General features: G+C 36.1%; 16 protein-coding genes. 5 read left to right on the top strand and 11 right to left on the bottom strand.

What is annotated here, in order from left to right; translation table 11 throughout:
• From ACPYKA_RS10125 to ACPYKA_RS10100, 6 genes are all read right to left on the bottom strand, one after another.
• Positions 1-1,622: SLC13 family permease (locus ACPYKA_RS10125; protein WP_479542179.1), on the bottom strand; the 1,622-nt coding region annotated here is incomplete at its 3' end.
• A 376-nt stretch (positions 1,623-1,998) separates the two neighbouring features.
• The gene (locus tag ACPYKA_RS10120; protein ID WP_479542178.1) at positions 1,999-2,634 is read right to left on the bottom strand and encodes a lipoprotein; all 636 of its coding nucleotides are present in this window, start codon (positions 2,632-2,634) and stop codon (positions 1,999-2,001) included.
• Positions 2,635-2,724: 90 nt separating this feature from the next.
• Entirely contained in the window at positions 2,725-3,867 is a 1,143-nt protein-coding gene (locus tag ACPYKA_RS10115; protein ID WP_479542177.1) for a YeiH family protein, read from the bottom strand.
• 134 nt (positions 3,868-4,001) lie between these two features.
• Positions 4,002-5,444, bottom strand: a complete 1,443-nt coding sequence (locus ACPYKA_RS10110) for an NAD(P)H-hydrate dehydratase (RefSeq protein ID WP_479542176.1) — start codon at positions 5,442-5,444, stop codon at positions 4,002-4,004.
• Positions 5,445-5,454: 10 nt separating this feature from the next.
• Positions 5,455-6,165, bottom strand: coding sequence for a Crp/Fnr family transcriptional regulator (locus ACPYKA_RS10105; RefSeq protein WP_479542175.1), 711 nt, complete (start codon positions 6,163-6,165; stop codon positions 5,455-5,457).
• 20 nt (positions 6,166-6,185) lie between these two features.
• Positions 6,186-8,081: a heavy metal translocating P-type ATPase gene (locus ACPYKA_RS10100; protein ID WP_479542174.1), complete on the bottom strand. Its 1,896-nt coding sequence runs from the start codon at positions 8,079-8,081 to the stop codon at positions 6,186-6,188.
• 469 nt (positions 8,082-8,550) lie between these two features.
• On the opposite strand from ACPYKA_RS10100, the gene ACPYKA_RS10095 reads away from it, so the two are divergent.
• Positions 8,551-9,507 carry a lytic polysaccharide monooxygenase gene (locus tag ACPYKA_RS10095; protein WP_479542173.1) on the top strand — a complete coding sequence of 319 codons (957 nt, stop codon included), beginning with the start codon at positions 8,551-8,553 and terminating at the stop codon, positions 9,505-9,507.
• 629 nt (positions 9,508-10,136) lie between these two features.
• Here the strand turns inward: ACPYKA_RS10095 and ACPYKA_RS10090 are convergent.
• Entirely contained in the window at positions 10,137-10,358 is a 222-nt protein-coding gene (locus ACPYKA_RS10090) for a heavy-metal-associated domain-containing protein (protein ID WP_479542172.1), read from the bottom strand.
• A 133-nt stretch (positions 10,359-10,491) separates the two neighbouring features.
• Between ACPYKA_RS10090 and ACPYKA_RS10085 the strand changes: the two genes are divergently transcribed.
• Positions 10,492-11,787, top strand: coding sequence for an arsenic transporter (locus tag ACPYKA_RS10085; protein WP_479542171.1), 1,296 nt, complete (start codon positions 10,492-10,494; stop codon positions 11,785-11,787).
• A 26-nt stretch (positions 11,788-11,813) separates the two neighbouring features.
• Here ACPYKA_RS10085 and ACPYKA_RS10080 read toward each other — a convergent pair whose 3' ends face one another.
• Complete coding sequence (locus ACPYKA_RS10080; RefSeq protein WP_479542170.1) at positions 11,814-12,119, bottom strand: AMP-binding enzyme; 306 nt, start codon at positions 12,117-12,119, stop codon at positions 11,814-11,816.
• 103 nt (positions 12,120-12,222) lie between these two features.
• Here ACPYKA_RS10080 and ACPYKA_RS10075 point away from each other — a divergent pair, with 103 nt between their 5' ends.
• Positions 12,223-12,762, top strand: a complete 540-nt coding sequence (locus tag ACPYKA_RS10075; RefSeq protein ID WP_479542169.1) for a DUF420 domain-containing protein — start codon at positions 12,223-12,225, stop codon at positions 12,760-12,762.
• A 484-nt stretch (positions 12,763-13,246) separates the two neighbouring features.
• Here ACPYKA_RS10075 and ACPYKA_RS10070 read toward each other — a convergent pair whose 3' ends face one another.
• From ACPYKA_RS10070 to ACPYKA_RS10060, 3 genes are all read right to left on the bottom strand, one after another.
• Positions 13,247-13,531, bottom strand: a complete 285-nt coding sequence (locus ACPYKA_RS10070) for a hypothetical protein (protein WP_479542168.1) — start codon at positions 13,529-13,531, stop codon at positions 13,247-13,249.
• Positions 13,532-13,739: 208 nt separating this feature from the next.
• Entirely contained in the window at positions 13,740-14,213 is a 474-nt protein-coding gene (locus tag ACPYKA_RS10065; RefSeq protein ID WP_479542167.1) for a hypothetical protein, read from the bottom strand.
• Positions 14,214-14,414: 201 nt separating this feature from the next.
• Complete coding sequence (locus ACPYKA_RS10060; RefSeq protein WP_479542166.1) at positions 14,415-14,894, bottom strand: hypothetical protein; 480 nt, start codon at positions 14,892-14,894, stop codon at positions 14,415-14,417.
• Positions 14,895-15,080: 186 nt separating this feature from the next.
• Between ACPYKA_RS10060 and ACPYKA_RS10055 the strand changes: the two genes are divergently transcribed.
• Together ACPYKA_RS10055 and ACPYKA_RS10050 are read left to right on the top strand one after the other, a co-directional pair.
• A complete protein-coding gene (locus ACPYKA_RS10055) occupies positions 15,081-15,668 on the top strand; it encodes a DNA-3-methyladenine glycosylase (RefSeq protein ID WP_479542165.1) in 588 nt (195 codons plus the stop codon).
• A 68-nt stretch (positions 15,669-15,736) separates the two neighbouring features.
• On the top strand, positions 15,737-16,255 hold the full coding sequence (locus tag ACPYKA_RS10050; protein ID WP_479542164.1) for a type 1 glutamine amidotransferase domain-containing protein: 519 nt from the start codon (positions 15,737-15,739) through the stop codon (positions 16,253-16,255).
• Positions 16,256-16,575: the final 320 nt, after the last annotated feature.

Genomic DNA, 16,575 nt, shown 5'->3' with positions numbered 1-16,575 from the left:
GTTAAATCAATACCCCATACGAGTGGGATAAAATAATAAATCGTTAACGTTACTAAAAAGATTCCGATTACATTCAAAGCAAATCCTGCTTTCATCATGTCTGGAATCCGTAAATAACCTGATCCAAACACAACCGCGTTTGGTGGTGTAGCAACTGGTAACATGAACGCACATGAAGCCGCAACCCCAGCAGCAATCATTAAAGCATAAGGGTGGAATCCTAACGCCACTGCCAGAGATCCCATAATTGGATACATCATGGAAGCTGTTGCTGTATTCGATGTTACTTCCGTTAATGCCAAAACAAGTGCCGCAACAATAAAGATAACTACAATTAAGTTAACTCCTTGTAATCCTGACAACTGACTACCAAACCATTCAGATAGTCCAGTCGCAACGAATCCAGCTGCAATAGCTAGTCCACCACCGAACAGCAATAAAATTCCCCAAGGTAGTTTTACCGCTGTATTCCAGTCTAACAGTCGATCACCTGGTTTACTAGGGGCGGGAATAACAAATAGTACAACTGCAAAAGCCATTGCAATGAGTCCATCACTTAATCCATCAATAAACTTTGATAGTAAAAATGTTCGTGTTATCCAAGAAATAGCAGCTAAACAAAATATGATGAGAACTAACTTTTCCTCCGTTGAAGCAATCCCTAATTTTTCGCGCTCTTTATCAAAAACATTACGTCCTCCAGGCAATGTTTTTAATTTCAGTGGGAACGCCATCTTCACTAAATAAAACCAAACGAGAAAAATGAAAACCCATGCAAAAGGAACACCAAAAAGCATCCATTTAGCAAAAGATATTTCAATGCCATACATTTTATTTACTGCACCAGCTAGCAATGTATTTGGCGGAGTTCCGATTAATGTAGCAATTCCACCAAGTGAAGCAGAGTAAGCAATTCCAAGCATTAATGCCTTACCAAAGGCAAAATTCTCTTTTGACGTATCAATATCTGTATCTTTCAATGCTTCAGCGACTTGATAAGTGATTGCTAGTCCCATAGGAACCATCATCATTGCCGTTGCTGTATTTGAAATCCACATGGACAAAAATCCGGTTGCAACCATAAATCCTAAAATAATTCGATCGGTATTTGTTCCAATAATAGAAATAATTGTGAGTGCAATCCGACGGTGTAAATTCCATTTCTCCATTGCAAGTGCTATCATAAATCCACCCATAAATAGAAAGACCGTCTCATCTCCATAAGCTGACGCCGTTTCATTAATCTCAAGCCCTTGAGTAAGTGGAAATAACACAATTGGTAAGAGAGAAGTTACTGGTATGGGTAGCGCTTCTGTTATCCACCATGTTGCAATCCAAATTGTACTTGCTAAAACTGCAACCCCTTCTTTCGACAAGTCTGCCGGCTGAAAAAATAATAAAGTAAGTATGAATAATATTGGTCCCAAAAATAAACCGATTAATTGCGATTTCGAGTAACTTGATGGTGGTCCTATTTGATTTCCATCATTGTTATTGCTTGTTTCTTGACTTCCTTGTTTTGATGAACCCGTCTTTGATGCATTCGGTTTGACGAAAAACATGATTCTATCTTTTACATCGTAATGCATCGCCCATAACCGATTCCATGATGCCGAAAACATAATATCCCTCCTAAAAGTTTTAAAACATAAAACACCGATTTAGTATATCACATTTATAATTAATGTGTCATATATGAAAATGTTATCAATAAAGATAACAATAATTAATTAGCTTTTATCATTTTTCAATAAATTTTCTCAACTTTTCCATTGTGAAATAGATAAATAAATCTTGGTAGTATTAGGGGATTTAGAGATTTACTTTCTTAGTTGATTTTCCCCTTTCGTCGGTAGGCTGGGTATGTCGGAATTAAAAAATTCCGCCTAATGAAGGAATTTTATCCTAAGCATGACGGAACATATTTCTGTAAATAATTCAGATAACTATTAGTAAAGTATCGGCGATCTAGTAAATACATTTGCAAATCATTTTATATCACTTATTAATATCCATATCGTTCATTTTCCATTTTCCATCTTCTTTAATAAATTCAAAGTCGATCACAAAACTCGATTCATTTTCATAATCAATGGCACCAAATCCAACGATGACTGAGTCTGCATTCTCCTCATGTGTATAACGAAGTTCCAATTCACCTAAATCATCATCTGTAAGAAATTCTTGTTCATGTGGGTAAGTGACATTTTCGAAATTGAATTTATTATTTTTTTTATCAAGCTTTGTACCCTTCGAGATGACTGACTGAAGAAAATCGTAGTCATTATCATTTTGCGCATCAAATATGTCATAAGCTAAGTCAACGATCTCTTGATGCTTGTCCTTTTCATTTTCATCATTAGATTCTATTGCAGTATCTTGTTCTTCCTCTTCTTCTGCTGACATTTCCCCTTCATCTTCTGTCGGTTCAGATTTTTCTTCGGAATTTTCCTTTTTTTCTTCTTCGTCTTCTTGAGCTGGCTTATCTTTTTCTTCTTCCTCATCCTGATCCGCCTCATCCACTGCCTCTTCTGTTTCTATTTCGTTTGCTTGTTCATTTTCGCTTGACTCCTGAGGTGAGTTACAAGCCGTTAATATTAAAATAAATAATGTGAATAATGTAAATTTCTTCACTGTTAATACCTCCCATACTACTATAGAATATCATAGTTGTGGTAAATAAATACAACGATACAGATTAAAAATCGAAGTTTTAACAGTAGACTAAATGACGATTAAGTGTCCAAATAAAGAAATCAAAGTTATACTTATAATCCCTACAGAAACAGCAGCAATAAATCCTATATAAAATGGCTTAACGCCAATCCCACGGAACTTATTAAAGTTAGTTGATAAACCTACCCCGGCCATTGCCATTCCAAGTAGATAAGTTGTGCCAAATGAACTGAGGTTTGTATAGATTGCGCTCCATGATGAAAGTGTAAAAACTCCAAATGCAGCTCCTATATTTTCTAATGTAACGTCACCTATTGTACGCAATAATGACAGAAATATAAATCCAATGACAAACAATGGAATGAACGTATACCATTTTGGGAGCTCATTCCTTACGTTACCCTCTTCCTTACTCGAATTTTTGAAATACAAATACGATACAAAAGGAATGATCGCGATTATAAATAGATTTCTAGTTAATTTTGTAACAGTGGCTACATCGACTACTTTTTTCACATCATACATCTGATCATAAATAAGTGCTGCTCCCGTAACTTGAGCAGTATCATGAATAGCAGTACCAAGGAACATCCCAGCTTTAATTGGATCACCTGCAAAAAGAAAATTTGCTAAAAAAGGATAAAGCACCATCCCTGTTAACCCAAATATCGTAATATTAGCAACAGCATAAGATATTTCATCCTCTTTTGCCTCAATAACGGGCGAAGTAGCCATTATTGCTGTAACTCCACAAATCCCCGTGCCACAGGCAATTAATGTTCCAAGACGAGTGGACTGTTGCATTTTATTAGTTAAATATAACGTCAATAACAGCCCAGACGCAATACAAGCGACGATTAATGGGACCCCTAATGCACCAAGTTTTACTGCTTCAACCAAACTTAAGCGCAGTCCCAATAAAATGATCCCTGCTCGAAGTGCGTATTTTACAGAAAAAGAAACCCCTTCTTTAAATCTTTTATGTAAACCTATCGTATTTCGAATAATGATGCCAACAATAATCGCAACAAAAATTCCGGAGACAGGTGTTTTACTTTCTATAGATAATAACCCAATTTTTTTCATCAAAAAACCAATAAATTCTGCTCCATATATTCCTAGAAACATAACTGCTAAACAGATAATTAATCCGGGTATTATCTTTTTAAATGCATTTTCCGCTTTTCCCATCAATTTCCCCTCTTTATATTCAATGTATTCATATAGTAACATACAGTGATTTGAGGAAAAAATTAATTAGATGAATAGGTAAGCCGTTCTATTTTAAAACTAGTTTTGATTATCATTAACTTACACAGGAGTAATTACACTAACTCCTTTAGTACCAATGGTAATAATTTATTAAAATCACTTGCAACCATACTCGCTTCGCTATAGTTTTCAGCCCATTTTTCCGCACATAATCCATGAATATAAACTGCATTAATAACAGCATCTTTTATCGTTTTATGTGTCGTAAGCATACTTACAATCATGCCAGTTAGCACGTCTCCACTTCCTCCTTTTGCTAACCCGCTATTTCCTGTTGGGTTTATAAAAATTTCTCCATCCGGAAATGCAATGACTGTATAGTTCCCTTTTAAGACAAGAATTACGCTGTGCTGCTTAGCAAATTCACTTGTAACCTCTAGTCGATTTGCCTGAATTTCTTTGACAGAAAATCCGGTTAGACGACTAAACTCTCCTGGATGAGGTGTAAGAATAACCGATCCATTAGCAGCCCAATTTTTTCTTTTTAATAGGGCACCTGCATCAATTACAAGAGGAATTTCTTTTTTAAATAAAAAATTTAGTGCTTCGTAAACGAGCGATTCATTAGAAAGTCCAGGACCGATCCCGATAGCTGCAACTTTTTCAGGAAGCTGCTCATTGGCTGTTTTTTCTAATCCGTCGATAAAATAAGTTGCCTCTGGAACAACAGGAGCAATAATAGAGGCAGCAAACTTCGTTGTTCCAATCATTAATTTTCCTGTGCCACTTCGAATTGCACCAGTTGCAGCCAAAAGCGCACTACCGGGCATTTCATCACTACCTGCAATTAGTAAGCTTGTTCCAAAAGTACCTTTATGGGAATCGGGATCGCGTTTTGGCAGAGTTTTGACAACTCTTTTTCTTGAAGTAATATGTACGTTACTGTTTTGCTTAAGTCCGATCGAAACGGTATCCAATTTCCCGTAATATGTGCTTGAAGGTAAAAGGAATGCAGATGGCTTAATTCCATGCAAAGCAAATGTATAATCTGCGACAAAAGCTATGTCATCCGTGTCACCATGATTCGACTGTACACCGGTTGGAACGTCAACTGAAATGCGTAATGCCTGTTGAGCATTACTCCACTTGATAACTTCACGAATATTTTCCCGAAGCGGTAATTTCGTTCCAATTCCAAGTATGGCATCAATAATAACATCAAATTGTTCGTTCCGATCCAAAGAGTCAATTTTAAATTTTTGTTCTTTAAAATAATGTAGATGCTCTTTCGTAGGTTCTGTTTTCGGCATACCGAGTGGAAATGTTAAAGTGACGTTAAACCCTTCTTGTAATAAATAACGAGCAATAACGATACCATCCCCTCCGTTATTGCCTTTACCACATAAAATAATAATTCGATCTTCTGTTTTAATTAATCGCTTTATTTTTGCAGCTAGACCGCGACCAGCATTTTCCATGAGAGTAAATAAACTAAAACCTTGTCGCTTTGCCTTTTGATCTATTTCATTAATAGTTTCTGCGTGATAAACTTGCACTAAATTCACCTCACACAAGCAACAGTCCATCTAAGTCCAATACAGTAATTTTACGTTGCCCTTTTTGTTTTATTAATCCTTCTGCTTCAAAATCTGTTAGCCGTCTACTTAATGTTTCCGGTGTAGTACCTAAATAGGATGCCAAGTCTTTTTTACTCATTGGGAGTTGAATGGTATTTCCATCATTTCCTTCACCATCAATAAGTTCAGCTAAGAAAAGTGCTATTCTCGTCTCCACTTTTTCCGTTGCAAAACGTGTTGTCTGGCGTTCTGATGTTTCCAACCGATTTGAGAACTCGGCTAATACCTTTAATGAGATCGTTGGATATTTTAATAATAATTCTTGAAAATCTGTTTGCTTAATCATACAGATCTGTGAGTTAACCATCGCTTCTGCAAACGATTCATGAACAGATTGTTGAAACAAAGCGAGTTCTCCAGTAAAATCACCCGGGTTTAATATTCGTACAAGCTGCTCCTTCCCTGATTCAGATAAACGATAAATTTTTATTCTACCTTGGTGAACGATGTACAATGAGTCCGAAGTATCTCCCGCATGGTACATGACTCCTCCTTTTTTAACGGTGATGCTCCGGACGACCTCCATTATTTCACTCATTTGGTCGGGCTCTAAATGATTAAAAATGGGAACTAATGATACACAACCTTGAAAGGAACCCGCACCACCTGATTGATGCGGGCACGCTTTTGTTTCTTTCATTAGATTTCCTCGCTTTCCGCTTAAATTTCGGCTGAAGAAGCTTGCTTCATTTTTAAGTCCGCTTCTTGTTTTACTTTGTTCCGATTAAAGGTAATTAACCTCATTCCGTTTAGGATAACAAGTAAGACACTTGCCTCATGGATAAACATTCCGGATGCTAAATGAACAGTTCCGTTTAGGACACCAATTAATAAGAGGAATACTGTCCCTACTGCAAAAAATGTATTTTGTTTCATGTTCCGAATCGTCGCTTTTGAAAGCGAGTACGCATGAGCAAATTGATTTAATTTATCAGCCATTAAAACAACATCTGCTGTTTCCATTGATATGTCTGTTCCGCCTTCACCCATTGCAAGACCGATATCTGCAGTTGCGATTGCTGGTGCGTCGTTGATTCCATCTCCCGCCATCGCAACTACGTGACCTTCTTCCTTCAGTTTTTTTACATAGGTTACTTTATCTTCTGGAAGTAATTCGGCATGATATTCATCAAGTCCTAGTTCAGTCGCGACAAGTCGTGCGGTATGTTCGTTATCTCCTGTGAGCATAATCATTTTCTTAATACCATTTTTTCTTAGTTCTGCTAGTGCTTGGTGTGCGTCTTCACGAATTTCATCGGCAATCGAAATAATCGCAGCAACTTTCCCATCTACACTTGCAAAAATAGCAGTATTTCCTGTTTTCTCCCGTCCAACGGCATATGCTTCTATGTCATCTGAAATCACTATATTCGCTTGCCTCATTAGTTTACGGTTTCCGATGAAAAGCTCTCGACCGTCTATCTCTGCCCGAAGTCCATTTCCTTTCATAACTTCCCCTTTGGGTGCCTTGCCAAACTCGAGACCGCGCTGTTCTGCTTCTTTGACAATTGTTTTTCCTAAATGGTGTTCAGATATGAGTTCTGCTTGTGCAATCATTCGTAGTAACTCATTTTCTTCTTCATTTATGAATGTTTTCACATCCGTCACTGCTGGTTTTCCTTTTGTCAGTGTTCCTGTTTTATCAAAAACGATTGTGTCTACTTTTGACATGACATCCATTACTTCTCCGCCTTTAATAAGGACGCCATTTTTTGCTCCATTTCCAATTCCAGCGACGTTTGAAACCGGTGCTCCAATGACGAGTGCTCCCGGACATGCGATAACCAAAAAGGTAATTGCGATATGAAGATCCTTTGTTAGAAGATATACTAGGACAGATAGTACTACAACAGCCGGAGTATAAATATTCGCAAACTTATTTAAGAATTTTTCCGTTTTCGATTTTGATTCTTGTGCTTCTTCGACAAGTTCAATGATTTTAGCAAATGTCGTATCATCACCGACTTTTTCCGCAATCATTTCCATATACCCATTATCTACAATTGTACCACTAAATACCGAATCATTAACCTCTTTTTGCGCTGGTACCGATTCTCCCGTAACTGCTGCTTCGTTAATGGATGCTTTTCCTACAACGATTTTACCGTCAACGGGAATTTTCCCACCTGGATGAATGATGACTCTATCCCCTTTTACAACTTCTTCTACAGGGATCGTTTCGTGGATGCCATCTCGTAAAACTACTGCTTCGTCAGGTGCCATCTCAGTAAGCTCACGTAATGATGAACGCGTTTTTTCTAGCGTCCGTCCTTCTAAAAAATCGCCAAATAAGAATAGAAATGTAACAACTGCTGATTCAACATATTCCCCGATAATAAGTGCTCCTATTACTGCTATCGTAACAAGCAATTCAATACTAAAAGTTTTCATCTTAACTGCCTGATAAGCTTTTATCGAGATCGGTACACCAGCGATCACCGTTGCAATTATGAGAAATACATCTTTTACCCCTCCACCCAGAATAAATGCCAACACGATCAAACTAAACGATACTAATGTCAACTGATTTTTATATTGATGAATGAACTTTGTCATGTTTACTCTCTCCTTTCTTTCTACTTATATAATAGAGGTTTTGGGGAGGTAATGAATTGACACTAATCAAGTTTTGAAAACTAATTTAGATTTTTCAAATTAAATAGTAATCCAACTAATTTTCATTCCTCTCACGCACTTCTTCAGAATTATCTGTTTTAGTTATATCAACGTCTTTATTTGCTAAAAATTAATATACTGCGGAGGCAAAAGATTCAAGGTAATTTAATTTGTCAGAAACTTTGGAACATACTACAAATTATCTATGATTAATGTATTAATTTACGTTAAATTTTCTGTAAAAAATGAACAGTAAGACTCTTTTATTTTACAATAAATTAATATATCATAATCTTCATAACATTATAATATTATATTCTACACGAAAGGAAGGAGGGTGGAAAAAGATCTTTTTACAGCTAAGGGACATTCACAAAAATTAATTATTAAATAGGAGAGGATGGTTTTCTTGGAATTACGTTCATTAAGAGTAAATCCGTTATACCTACTATTAGGTGGTTTAATTTTGTTAACGCTTTCTTTCGGTTTTAGTATTAAAGCATCCGCACATGGTTATGTAGATAGTCCAAAGAGTAGAGCTGTTTTATGTAAAGAAGGAGTTAACTCTGATTGTGGAGCAGTTATTTATGAACCACATAGCATTGAAGGACCTGGAAATTTTCCAGAAGCTGGGGTACCAGATGGACAAATTGCAAGCGGTGGCGGAGTTTTTCCTAAATTGGATGAGCAAGGAGAAAACCGCTGGGCAAAAGTTCCAATGTCAAGTGGAGCTCAAACTTTCAGTTGGACATTAACAGCTGCACATGCTACAGCAAATTGGGACTACTATATTACAAAAGAAAATTGGGATCCCAACTCGCCATTAAAACGTTCTGACTTAGAATTATTCTGTAGCATTGACGATGGTGGAAAACGTCCTGACTTCAATGTTACTCACGATTGTGTTGTGCCTGAGCGTACAGGATATCATGTTATCCTAGCATATTGGGAAGTCGCTGATACAGCAAATGCTTTCTATCAAGTAATTGATGCAAACTTTGATGGTGATTTCGTACCACCAGAAGAGCCGAGAGAACCAGGTGAACCAGGAGATGGTGCACCAGCTTGGAATCCTAATGAAGTATATGTAAGTGGAGATGAAGTAACATACAATGGTAAAACCTATCGAGCACAGTGGTGGACCCAAGGAGATGTTCCAGGAGAATCTAGTGTTTGGTTGCTCGTAAACGGTGAAGATAATGGTGGAGATGATGGGAATGGTGAAAACCCGAAAGCACCGGAGTGGAATGCCAATACAGTTTATTTAAATGGTGATGTCGTATCATATGGTGGTAAGGTTTATAAAGCATTATGGTGGACTCAAGGTGAAACACCGGGTGAATCTAGCGTTTGGCAATTACAATAAATAAAATACTAAATATCTCTAAACCGACTGTTAAACCAAATCAATAGTTTACTAGATTAGAAAACTTGGCTTATCGTTAAAGAAAACATGCCCTCATCACCAGGGGTATGCCGACGGTTAGGCAGAGAGCCTGTTCTTAGACGGCCTTCCGGGCGAAAAACAGCGGTGATGTTGCACTTAAGCTAAGTAAGTGCAAGCCTTTATGGCGAAAGCCAAAATTGTATTTACGAGTGATTGACGTGCTAGTGACTTACGCCTGAGACAAATACTTTACGGTGGGACGAACGAAAGAGCAAATGCCCTCCGGTAGGACGAGTAAGCGCAGTCCTAGTCCCAGGACGCCCGAGCTTTTAGACGGTGAGAAGTAAGAAAGGTTTATACTTTCCAATAAAAAATAGCCTTCTTCATTTACACGAAGGAGGCTATTACTTTGAATCTCATTAATGTTGAAAATAATCTGTTTAATTTTCCTTTTTGATTTGTTGTAAAACATACCAACCAAAATTACAAAGTTACGCAAGTATAGGAGAACTTTTAGCGACAAAAAATAAGCTTATAATCTCCGAGTGAGAATTATAAGCCTCAATTTATCTTAAATGACTGATGAAGTGATTGGAAAAGGTGATCATTTAAGATACTTTTGTTTTAATAACCGGATAACCTAGCTTTTCAATAACTTCTGCAACATCTTCTGCTTTAACTACAGAGTCGTCAAATTCTGTTTTTACTTTTCCTGAGTTAAACAACACTTTTGCTAGCTTAACTCCTTCTGTTTTCCCTAATGCTGTTTCAATTTTTTTAATACATGATGGGCAAGTTAATGGTTCTAATTGGAAGACTGCCTTTGTCATGTTTAATCCCTCCTTGTTCTATCTTTATCTTATCCGATTACGCCTGCATAAGAATTGATGTAAATCAAGTTTCGGGTGAAAGATTACGAAAACATGAAGATTGTTGTATAATCAATGAAATGGGAGGATAAATATGGAAGTATTAATTGCTCTACTTATTTTCATTTTTACACTTATTTTAGTAATCGTGCAACCAAAGGGGTTGTCTATCGGTTGGTCTGCCTCCATCGGTGCAATGGTTGCAATTATTTTTGGAGTTGTCTCGTTTCAAGACGTGATTGCTGTAACGGAAATTGTTTGGAATGCTACGCTTACATTCGTTGCGTTAGTCATTATTTCATTAGTTCTTGATGAATTAGGTTTTTTCGAATGGGCAGCATTGCATATGGCAAAACTTGCCAATGGTAATGGGTTGAAAATGTTTATCTTCATCATTATTTTAGGTGCGCTTGTCTCTGCACTTTTTGCTAACGATGGAGCAGTGTTAATTATTACGCCGATCGTACTTGCGATGATTCGTTCTCTTAATTTTACTGATAAAATGGTATTACCTTTTGTTATGGCATCCGGATTTATTGCGGATACAGCCTCACTACCATTTATCATCAGTAATCTGACCAATATCGTATCCGCAGACTTTTTTGGACTCGGTTTTGTCCAATATGCGATTGCCATGATTGTGCCAAATTTTTTTAGTATTCTGGCTAGTTTACTAGTTTTATATTTATATTTCAGAAAAACAATTCCTAAAGACTTTGATAAGAATTTAGTAAAGCGACCAATCGATGCGATTAAAAGTATAGCTTTTTTTAAAATTACTTGGTACATGATCGCTATCCTAATTATTGGCTATATTTTAAGTGAAATGTTTCAGATTCCTTTATCGTTCATCACAGGAGCAGCTGCAATTTTTCTATTAATCTGTGGAAAATATTTCAAAGTAACAAATGTACCTCAAGTAGTTAAAAATGCGCCCTGGTCGGTTATTTTCTTCTCTATTGGTATGTATGTCATCGTGTATGGACTGAAAAATGTAGGGATGACATCTGTCCTTTCGACAATAATAGTTTATTTGATTGATAAAGGACTATTTATAGCAACAGTGGGAACTGGTTTTCTTGCAGCATTTTTATCTTCTATTATGAATAATCTACCTACAGTGATGATTAACTCTATTGCAATTGGAGATATTTCCATAGATAAAATGACGGAACAAATGCTAGTGTATGCTAACATTATTGGAACAAACTTAGGTCCAAAAATAACACCGATCGGCTCACTTGCAACATTGCTTTGGCTCCATGTCTTAAACAAAGACGGTATCCATATTTCTTGGGGATATTATTTCAAGGTCGGTTTTGTCTTAACAATTCCGACACTATTAATTACACTAATTAGTTTATACATTTGGGGATTAATCGTGTTATGATTCTTTACATATTAAAGCCTAGCTACTCAATTCACTAGGCTTTTTGTCAATTTATTTTTATCAATTTTTCCAACATCCGTTTTAGGTAATTCATCTAGAATAAAAAATTGTTTAGGAATTTTATAACCACCAAGGAACTCTTTGCAATACTCCTTCATTTCTGATACATCAAATTTTTCTTCATCAGAAACAGTTAAAAATGCGATTACTTTTTCCCCCCATTTTTCGTTTGGAATGCCAATTACAGCCGCTTCCTTAATTAATGTATGATTCAGTAAACATTGTTCTACTTCTTGGGGAAATAATTGAACTCCACTTTTTCTATTCGACACAGTTTAGACAAAACATCTGTAAAAATCATATCATTTTGCTGTAGATATCAAGTAATTTTGATACGATAGAAAGTAAGATTATTTTAAAAAGTGAGGAGAAAGTATGCAGGCGAAACAAACTATTAAGGAAAAAAATTATACACCAATGATTATTTCATTAACTATCTTGATCAATCTTATTATTGTATTTTTATTTTTCTTACCTAAACAAGATCGCAATATCCCGTTTGATTTAACACTATTACCAAGATTAAACGCCATTTTTAATTCTTTTACGTTTATTTTTTTATTAGCGGCATTATTTTTTATTTTACGGAAAAATATCAAAATGCATCGTAATTTTATTTTTGCGGCTTTTACAACGACAACTTTATTTCTTGTCACCTATTTAACGTATCATTACTTAGCACCTAGTACATCATATGGTGGAGAAGGATTATTGAAAAATATTTATTACTTTATTTTGATTACACATATTTCCTTAGCGCCAATCGTTGTACTCCTTGCACTGTTCTCCCTCGTTTGGGGGTTAACCGGAAAAGTGGCTAAACATCGAAAAATTTCTCGCTGGACGATGCCAATATGGTTATACGTTAGTTTATCGGGAGTGCTCGTTTATTTGTTAATATCTCCTTATTATTAAAAATGGATGGAACACAAATTTTACATAATTCCGCGGAATATAACGACTGGATTTATGACCGTTCTTTGGGAAATCCTGTTCTAATGGTCACATAAACATTGTCTATGTGACCATTCTCTAGGAATTCTGGATACAACGGGAACATAAATCTTGGTTTTGTGACCGTGCTCTTGGATTTCTGGATCTAACGGGAACATAACTCTTCGCTTTGTGACTGTGCTCTTGGATTTCTTGATACAGCGGGAACATAAACCCTGACTTTGTGACCGTGCTCTAGGAATTCTGGATACAACGGGAACATAAACCCTGACCTTGTGACCGTGCTCTTGGATTTCTGGATCTAACGGGAACATAACTCTTCGCTTTGTGTCCGTGCTCTGGAATTTCTTGATACAACGGGAACATAAACTCCATCTTTGTGACCGTGCACTACTATGATTTCTTCATCCAAAGAGAATAAACAGCTCAACAAGATTCATAACGATTAGCTATTTTTTAGAGCCTTGAATGCGTTAATGAAGTATTCCGGTGAAATTTTTAACGTATAAGAATATACACCGTGATTTGTATGTATGAATAAAAATCCGCCTTCCTCACCTATTTTTCGATGAGAAAGATCTAGAACTTCTTCTAGGGGAAATTCCCGAAAAGCTGTAGTGATTTTTTCTTCAAACAAATATATAATTCGCTGATCTTCCCACTCTATTTTTTCCACACTTTTTACTTGTCTAATCACCTTTACATACGGTAGTTTCGCAATTATTGTCATAATAACACCAATCTAAAAAGTATTTAGTGTTCATTGTAACCATACTAAATAAAAAATTTAGAAAACTTGGCTTATCGCCAAGCCTTGGCGAAAGCCTTAGTTGCACTTATGCAGTAGGAAAGTTTTATACTTTCATATCTGCCAAGAAAAAATAAAATACAGCACTCAGGAGAGAATGCTGTACTTAATAAGAATTCTATTTGTGTGATCACATCACGATTTCTTCAGGTGAATTGATCGTCTCACGGTTTCTAAACATAAAAATTTGAATTGGGATAGCGAAACCGAATGTAATAATACCGATAACTAAATGCAAAACAGCTTTATCCGAGTATCTTTTTGCAAGAAAATAAAATGCATAATAAAACATCGCCATCGGAATAAAAGAAACAAATGGTATAAAAGAACTCAAGATAATAGAAACTACAAATGCAATTCCATACCATAACGTGTATTTCCCTCTAACTGAAGGGTGGACGTCATTTTCTACTAAGAGAGTCATTAAAAATACATTAATAATCGGTATCCATGCTAACCAAGCAATATCGCCCTTTCCTTCACGTTTAGCAATTTTAAATAATCCAATTGCCTGAAAGAAAAATAGAATGATAGCAACGATAAATAAGAATACAAAAAATGCAAAAAATGCTACAAATAATCCCATTAGTACGTTTTCTTCCATTTTCACACCTCCTTTTTTAGCTAATCTTAGGTCTTCCAATAATATCATGTTTACAATAATAATTCTAATCATTCATTAATTGTTAACATTTTAACGTTCCACCTAACCATATGAAGCTCTATATTTATTTATGCTTTTTTGCTAGTATTGTTACAAATAGTAACTCATCATTTGCTACATAAAACAAATAATTCCAATATACTATGTTCCCTCTCCCACCGGTTCATTGACCTCAAGTCTTGTATTATTTCTAAACATAAATAATTGAATGGGGATTGACCAACCAATTGAGACTAGAGCCACTGCAGTATGAAATAGTGGATTATCTGAATATAACTTTGCAATAAAATAAAAAGCATAACAGAAGACTGCTATCGGAATGAATAAAACAAATGCGAGAAAATACCCAAAAAATATAGATACCGCCATCGCAATTCCATATAATAACGTTACTTTCCCTCTCAGACCTTCATGAACATGTTTTTCTGCTAAGAAAGTGAGTAAAAATTGGCTAACAACTGGAATCCAAGCTAGCCAAGCAATATCTCCTCTTCCTTCTTTTTTCGCTATATTAAAAAGTCCGATTGCCTGCAATATAAAAAAAACAATACCGGCAACGATAAAGAGTCCAGCAAATGCCATCATTCCAAAAAAGAATCCTGCAACAAAGAGATCCTCCAAACTAGTCTCCTCCCTTCTTTTAAAATATTTTCATCGTTTATTGTTTCATATTTCATAAAAGCACACAACGTAAAAACGACCTAAGTATTTATTACTAGTTCCATTTTTCGTCAACATTTTAGTTTTAATTATTCTATTTCAGATCGATAATATATATAGAAAAAGAATGGTTGGAGGTAAATTGGAATGAAGCCAGTGGATAAATCATATTATCAAGCTCCATGTTTAGAACTTGCTCAACAATTATTAGGGTGTTTTCTCGTACATGAAATTTCTGATCAAAAACTAGTCGGGCGAATAGTTGAAACGGAAGCTTATCAAGGCCCAGAGGATCGGGCTGCACATAGTTATGGCAATCGAAGAACGAAACGAACGGAAGTCATGTTTCAAGAAGCGGGGCTTGTTTATACCTATCAAATGCATACACATACTTTACTAAATATTGTAGCGAGACAAGCTGGAACGCCCCATGCTGTACTAATTCGAGCAATTGAGCCAGTGGAAGGAATTGAACAAATGAGGCTTCATCGAGGTGAAACGATTAAAGAAATAGACCTGACGAATGGACCAGGTAAATTAACAAAAGCGCTTGGAATTACAATGAAATATTATGGTCACGATATATCAAAAAAACCGCTTTATATTGCGAAGGGGACTTCTGTAGACGATATTGGCATCTCCCCACGGGTTGGCGTAAGAAATACAGGCGAGGCTGCTGATTATCCGTGGCGTTTTTTTGAAAAAGGTAATCCCTATGTATCAAAATTTCGGTAAAAATGTTTAATTGTTTTCAAATAAAGGGTATTAAATAGAATAAGTATTATAAAAGGAGTGACATATTAATGGCTAAAATTGCAACATTAATGACGGATATGTTTGAGGATTCGGAGTACACTGAGCCAGCTAATGCATTCAGAGAAGATGGACATGAAGTCATTATTATAGAAAAAGAAAGCGGCAATAAGATTAAAGGTAAAAATGAAACCGAAGTTGAAGTAGACAATGGAATTGATCATGTTCAACCATCGGAATTCGATGCATTATTTCTTCCGGGCGGGTTTTCTCCGGATATATTGCGAGCTGACGATCGGTTTGTTTCATTTACAAAAGCGTTTATGGACGCAGATAAGCCAGTATTTGCAATCTGCCATGGACCACAGTTACTTATCACTGCTAAAACATTGGAAGGTCGGGATGTAACAGGATATAAATCAATTAAAGTTGATTTAGAAAATGCTGGAGCAACTTATCATGATGAGGAAGTATTCGTCTGTCAGAACCAACTTGTCACAAGCCGAACCCCTGACGACCTACCGGCTTTTATAAAAGAATCATTGAAGCTACTGAAAAAATATCATTAAAAAATCTGATAAAATTATCGTTACTCTTCTACTGTTTTACCAATACCAGGGACGTGGACGAGCACTATGGAAAGATGCCGCGGAACTCTAGCCCATCGTTTATGATGAGATCAGACTGCGGGAACATGCCGCAAAACTCTAGCCAATCTTTTATACTGAAAAATCGCCGTCGATCTCTTAATTGCTCAATTTTTGCTTAGAAATTTTGACTTTTCCATCGAACTCCCTTGCGATTTTGTACAAAACAAAAAAACTTCCAGCCTACCTAGGCTTTGGAAGTTTTTTATTGTCATTTCATTTCATCCAAAACATCTTTTAAT

The sequence above is a fragment of the Pseudogracilibacillus amylolyticus (SeqCode) genome (assembly GCF_051918545.1).
Lineage (GTDB): Bacteria > Bacillota > Bacilli > Bacillales > Amphibacillaceae > Pseudogracilibacillus.
Note: the sequence above shows the minus strand (reverse complement) of the source record. Positions and strands in the feature narration are given on the sequence as shown.

Bases quoted from the DNA above. Each gene is read 5' to 3' on its own strand.
- ACPYKA_RS10105 (WP_479542175.1), bottom strand. From the start codon at position 6,165: ATGAAAGAAACAAAAGCGTGCCCGCATCAATCAGGTGGTGCGGGTTCC.
- ACPYKA_RS10085 (WP_479542171.1), top strand. From the start codon at position 10,492: ATGGAAGTATTAATTGCTCTACTTATTTTCATTTTTACACTTATTTTA.
- ACPYKA_RS10075 (WP_479542169.1), top strand. From the start codon at position 12,223: ATGCAGGCGAAACAAACTATTAAGGAAAAAAATTATACACCAATGATT.
- ACPYKA_RS10090 (WP_479542172.1), bottom strand. From the start codon at position 10,358: ATGACAAAGGCAGTCTTCCAATTAGAACCATTAACTTGCCCATCATGT.
- ACPYKA_RS10065 (WP_479542167.1), bottom strand. From the start codon at position 14,213: ATGGAAGAAAACGTACTAATGGGATTATTTGTAGCATTTTTTGCATTT.
- ACPYKA_RS10115 (WP_479542177.1), bottom strand. From the start codon at position 3,867: ATGGGAAAAGCGGAAAATGCATTTAAAAAGATAATACCCGGATTAATT.
- ACPYKA_RS10055 (WP_479542165.1), top strand. From the start codon at position 15,081: ATGAAGCCAGTGGATAAATCATATTATCAAGCTCCATGTTTAGAACTT.
- ACPYKA_RS10070 (WP_479542168.1), bottom strand. From the start codon at position 13,531: ATGACAATAATTGCGAAACTACCGTATGTAAAGGTGATTAGACAAGTA.
- ACPYKA_RS10100 (WP_479542174.1), bottom strand. From the start codon at position 8,081: ATGACAAAGTTCATTCATCAATATAAAAATCAGTTGACATTAGTATCG.
- ACPYKA_RS10050 (WP_479542164.1), top strand. From the start codon at position 15,737: ATGGCTAAAATTGCAACATTAATGACGGATATGTTTGAGGATTCGGAG.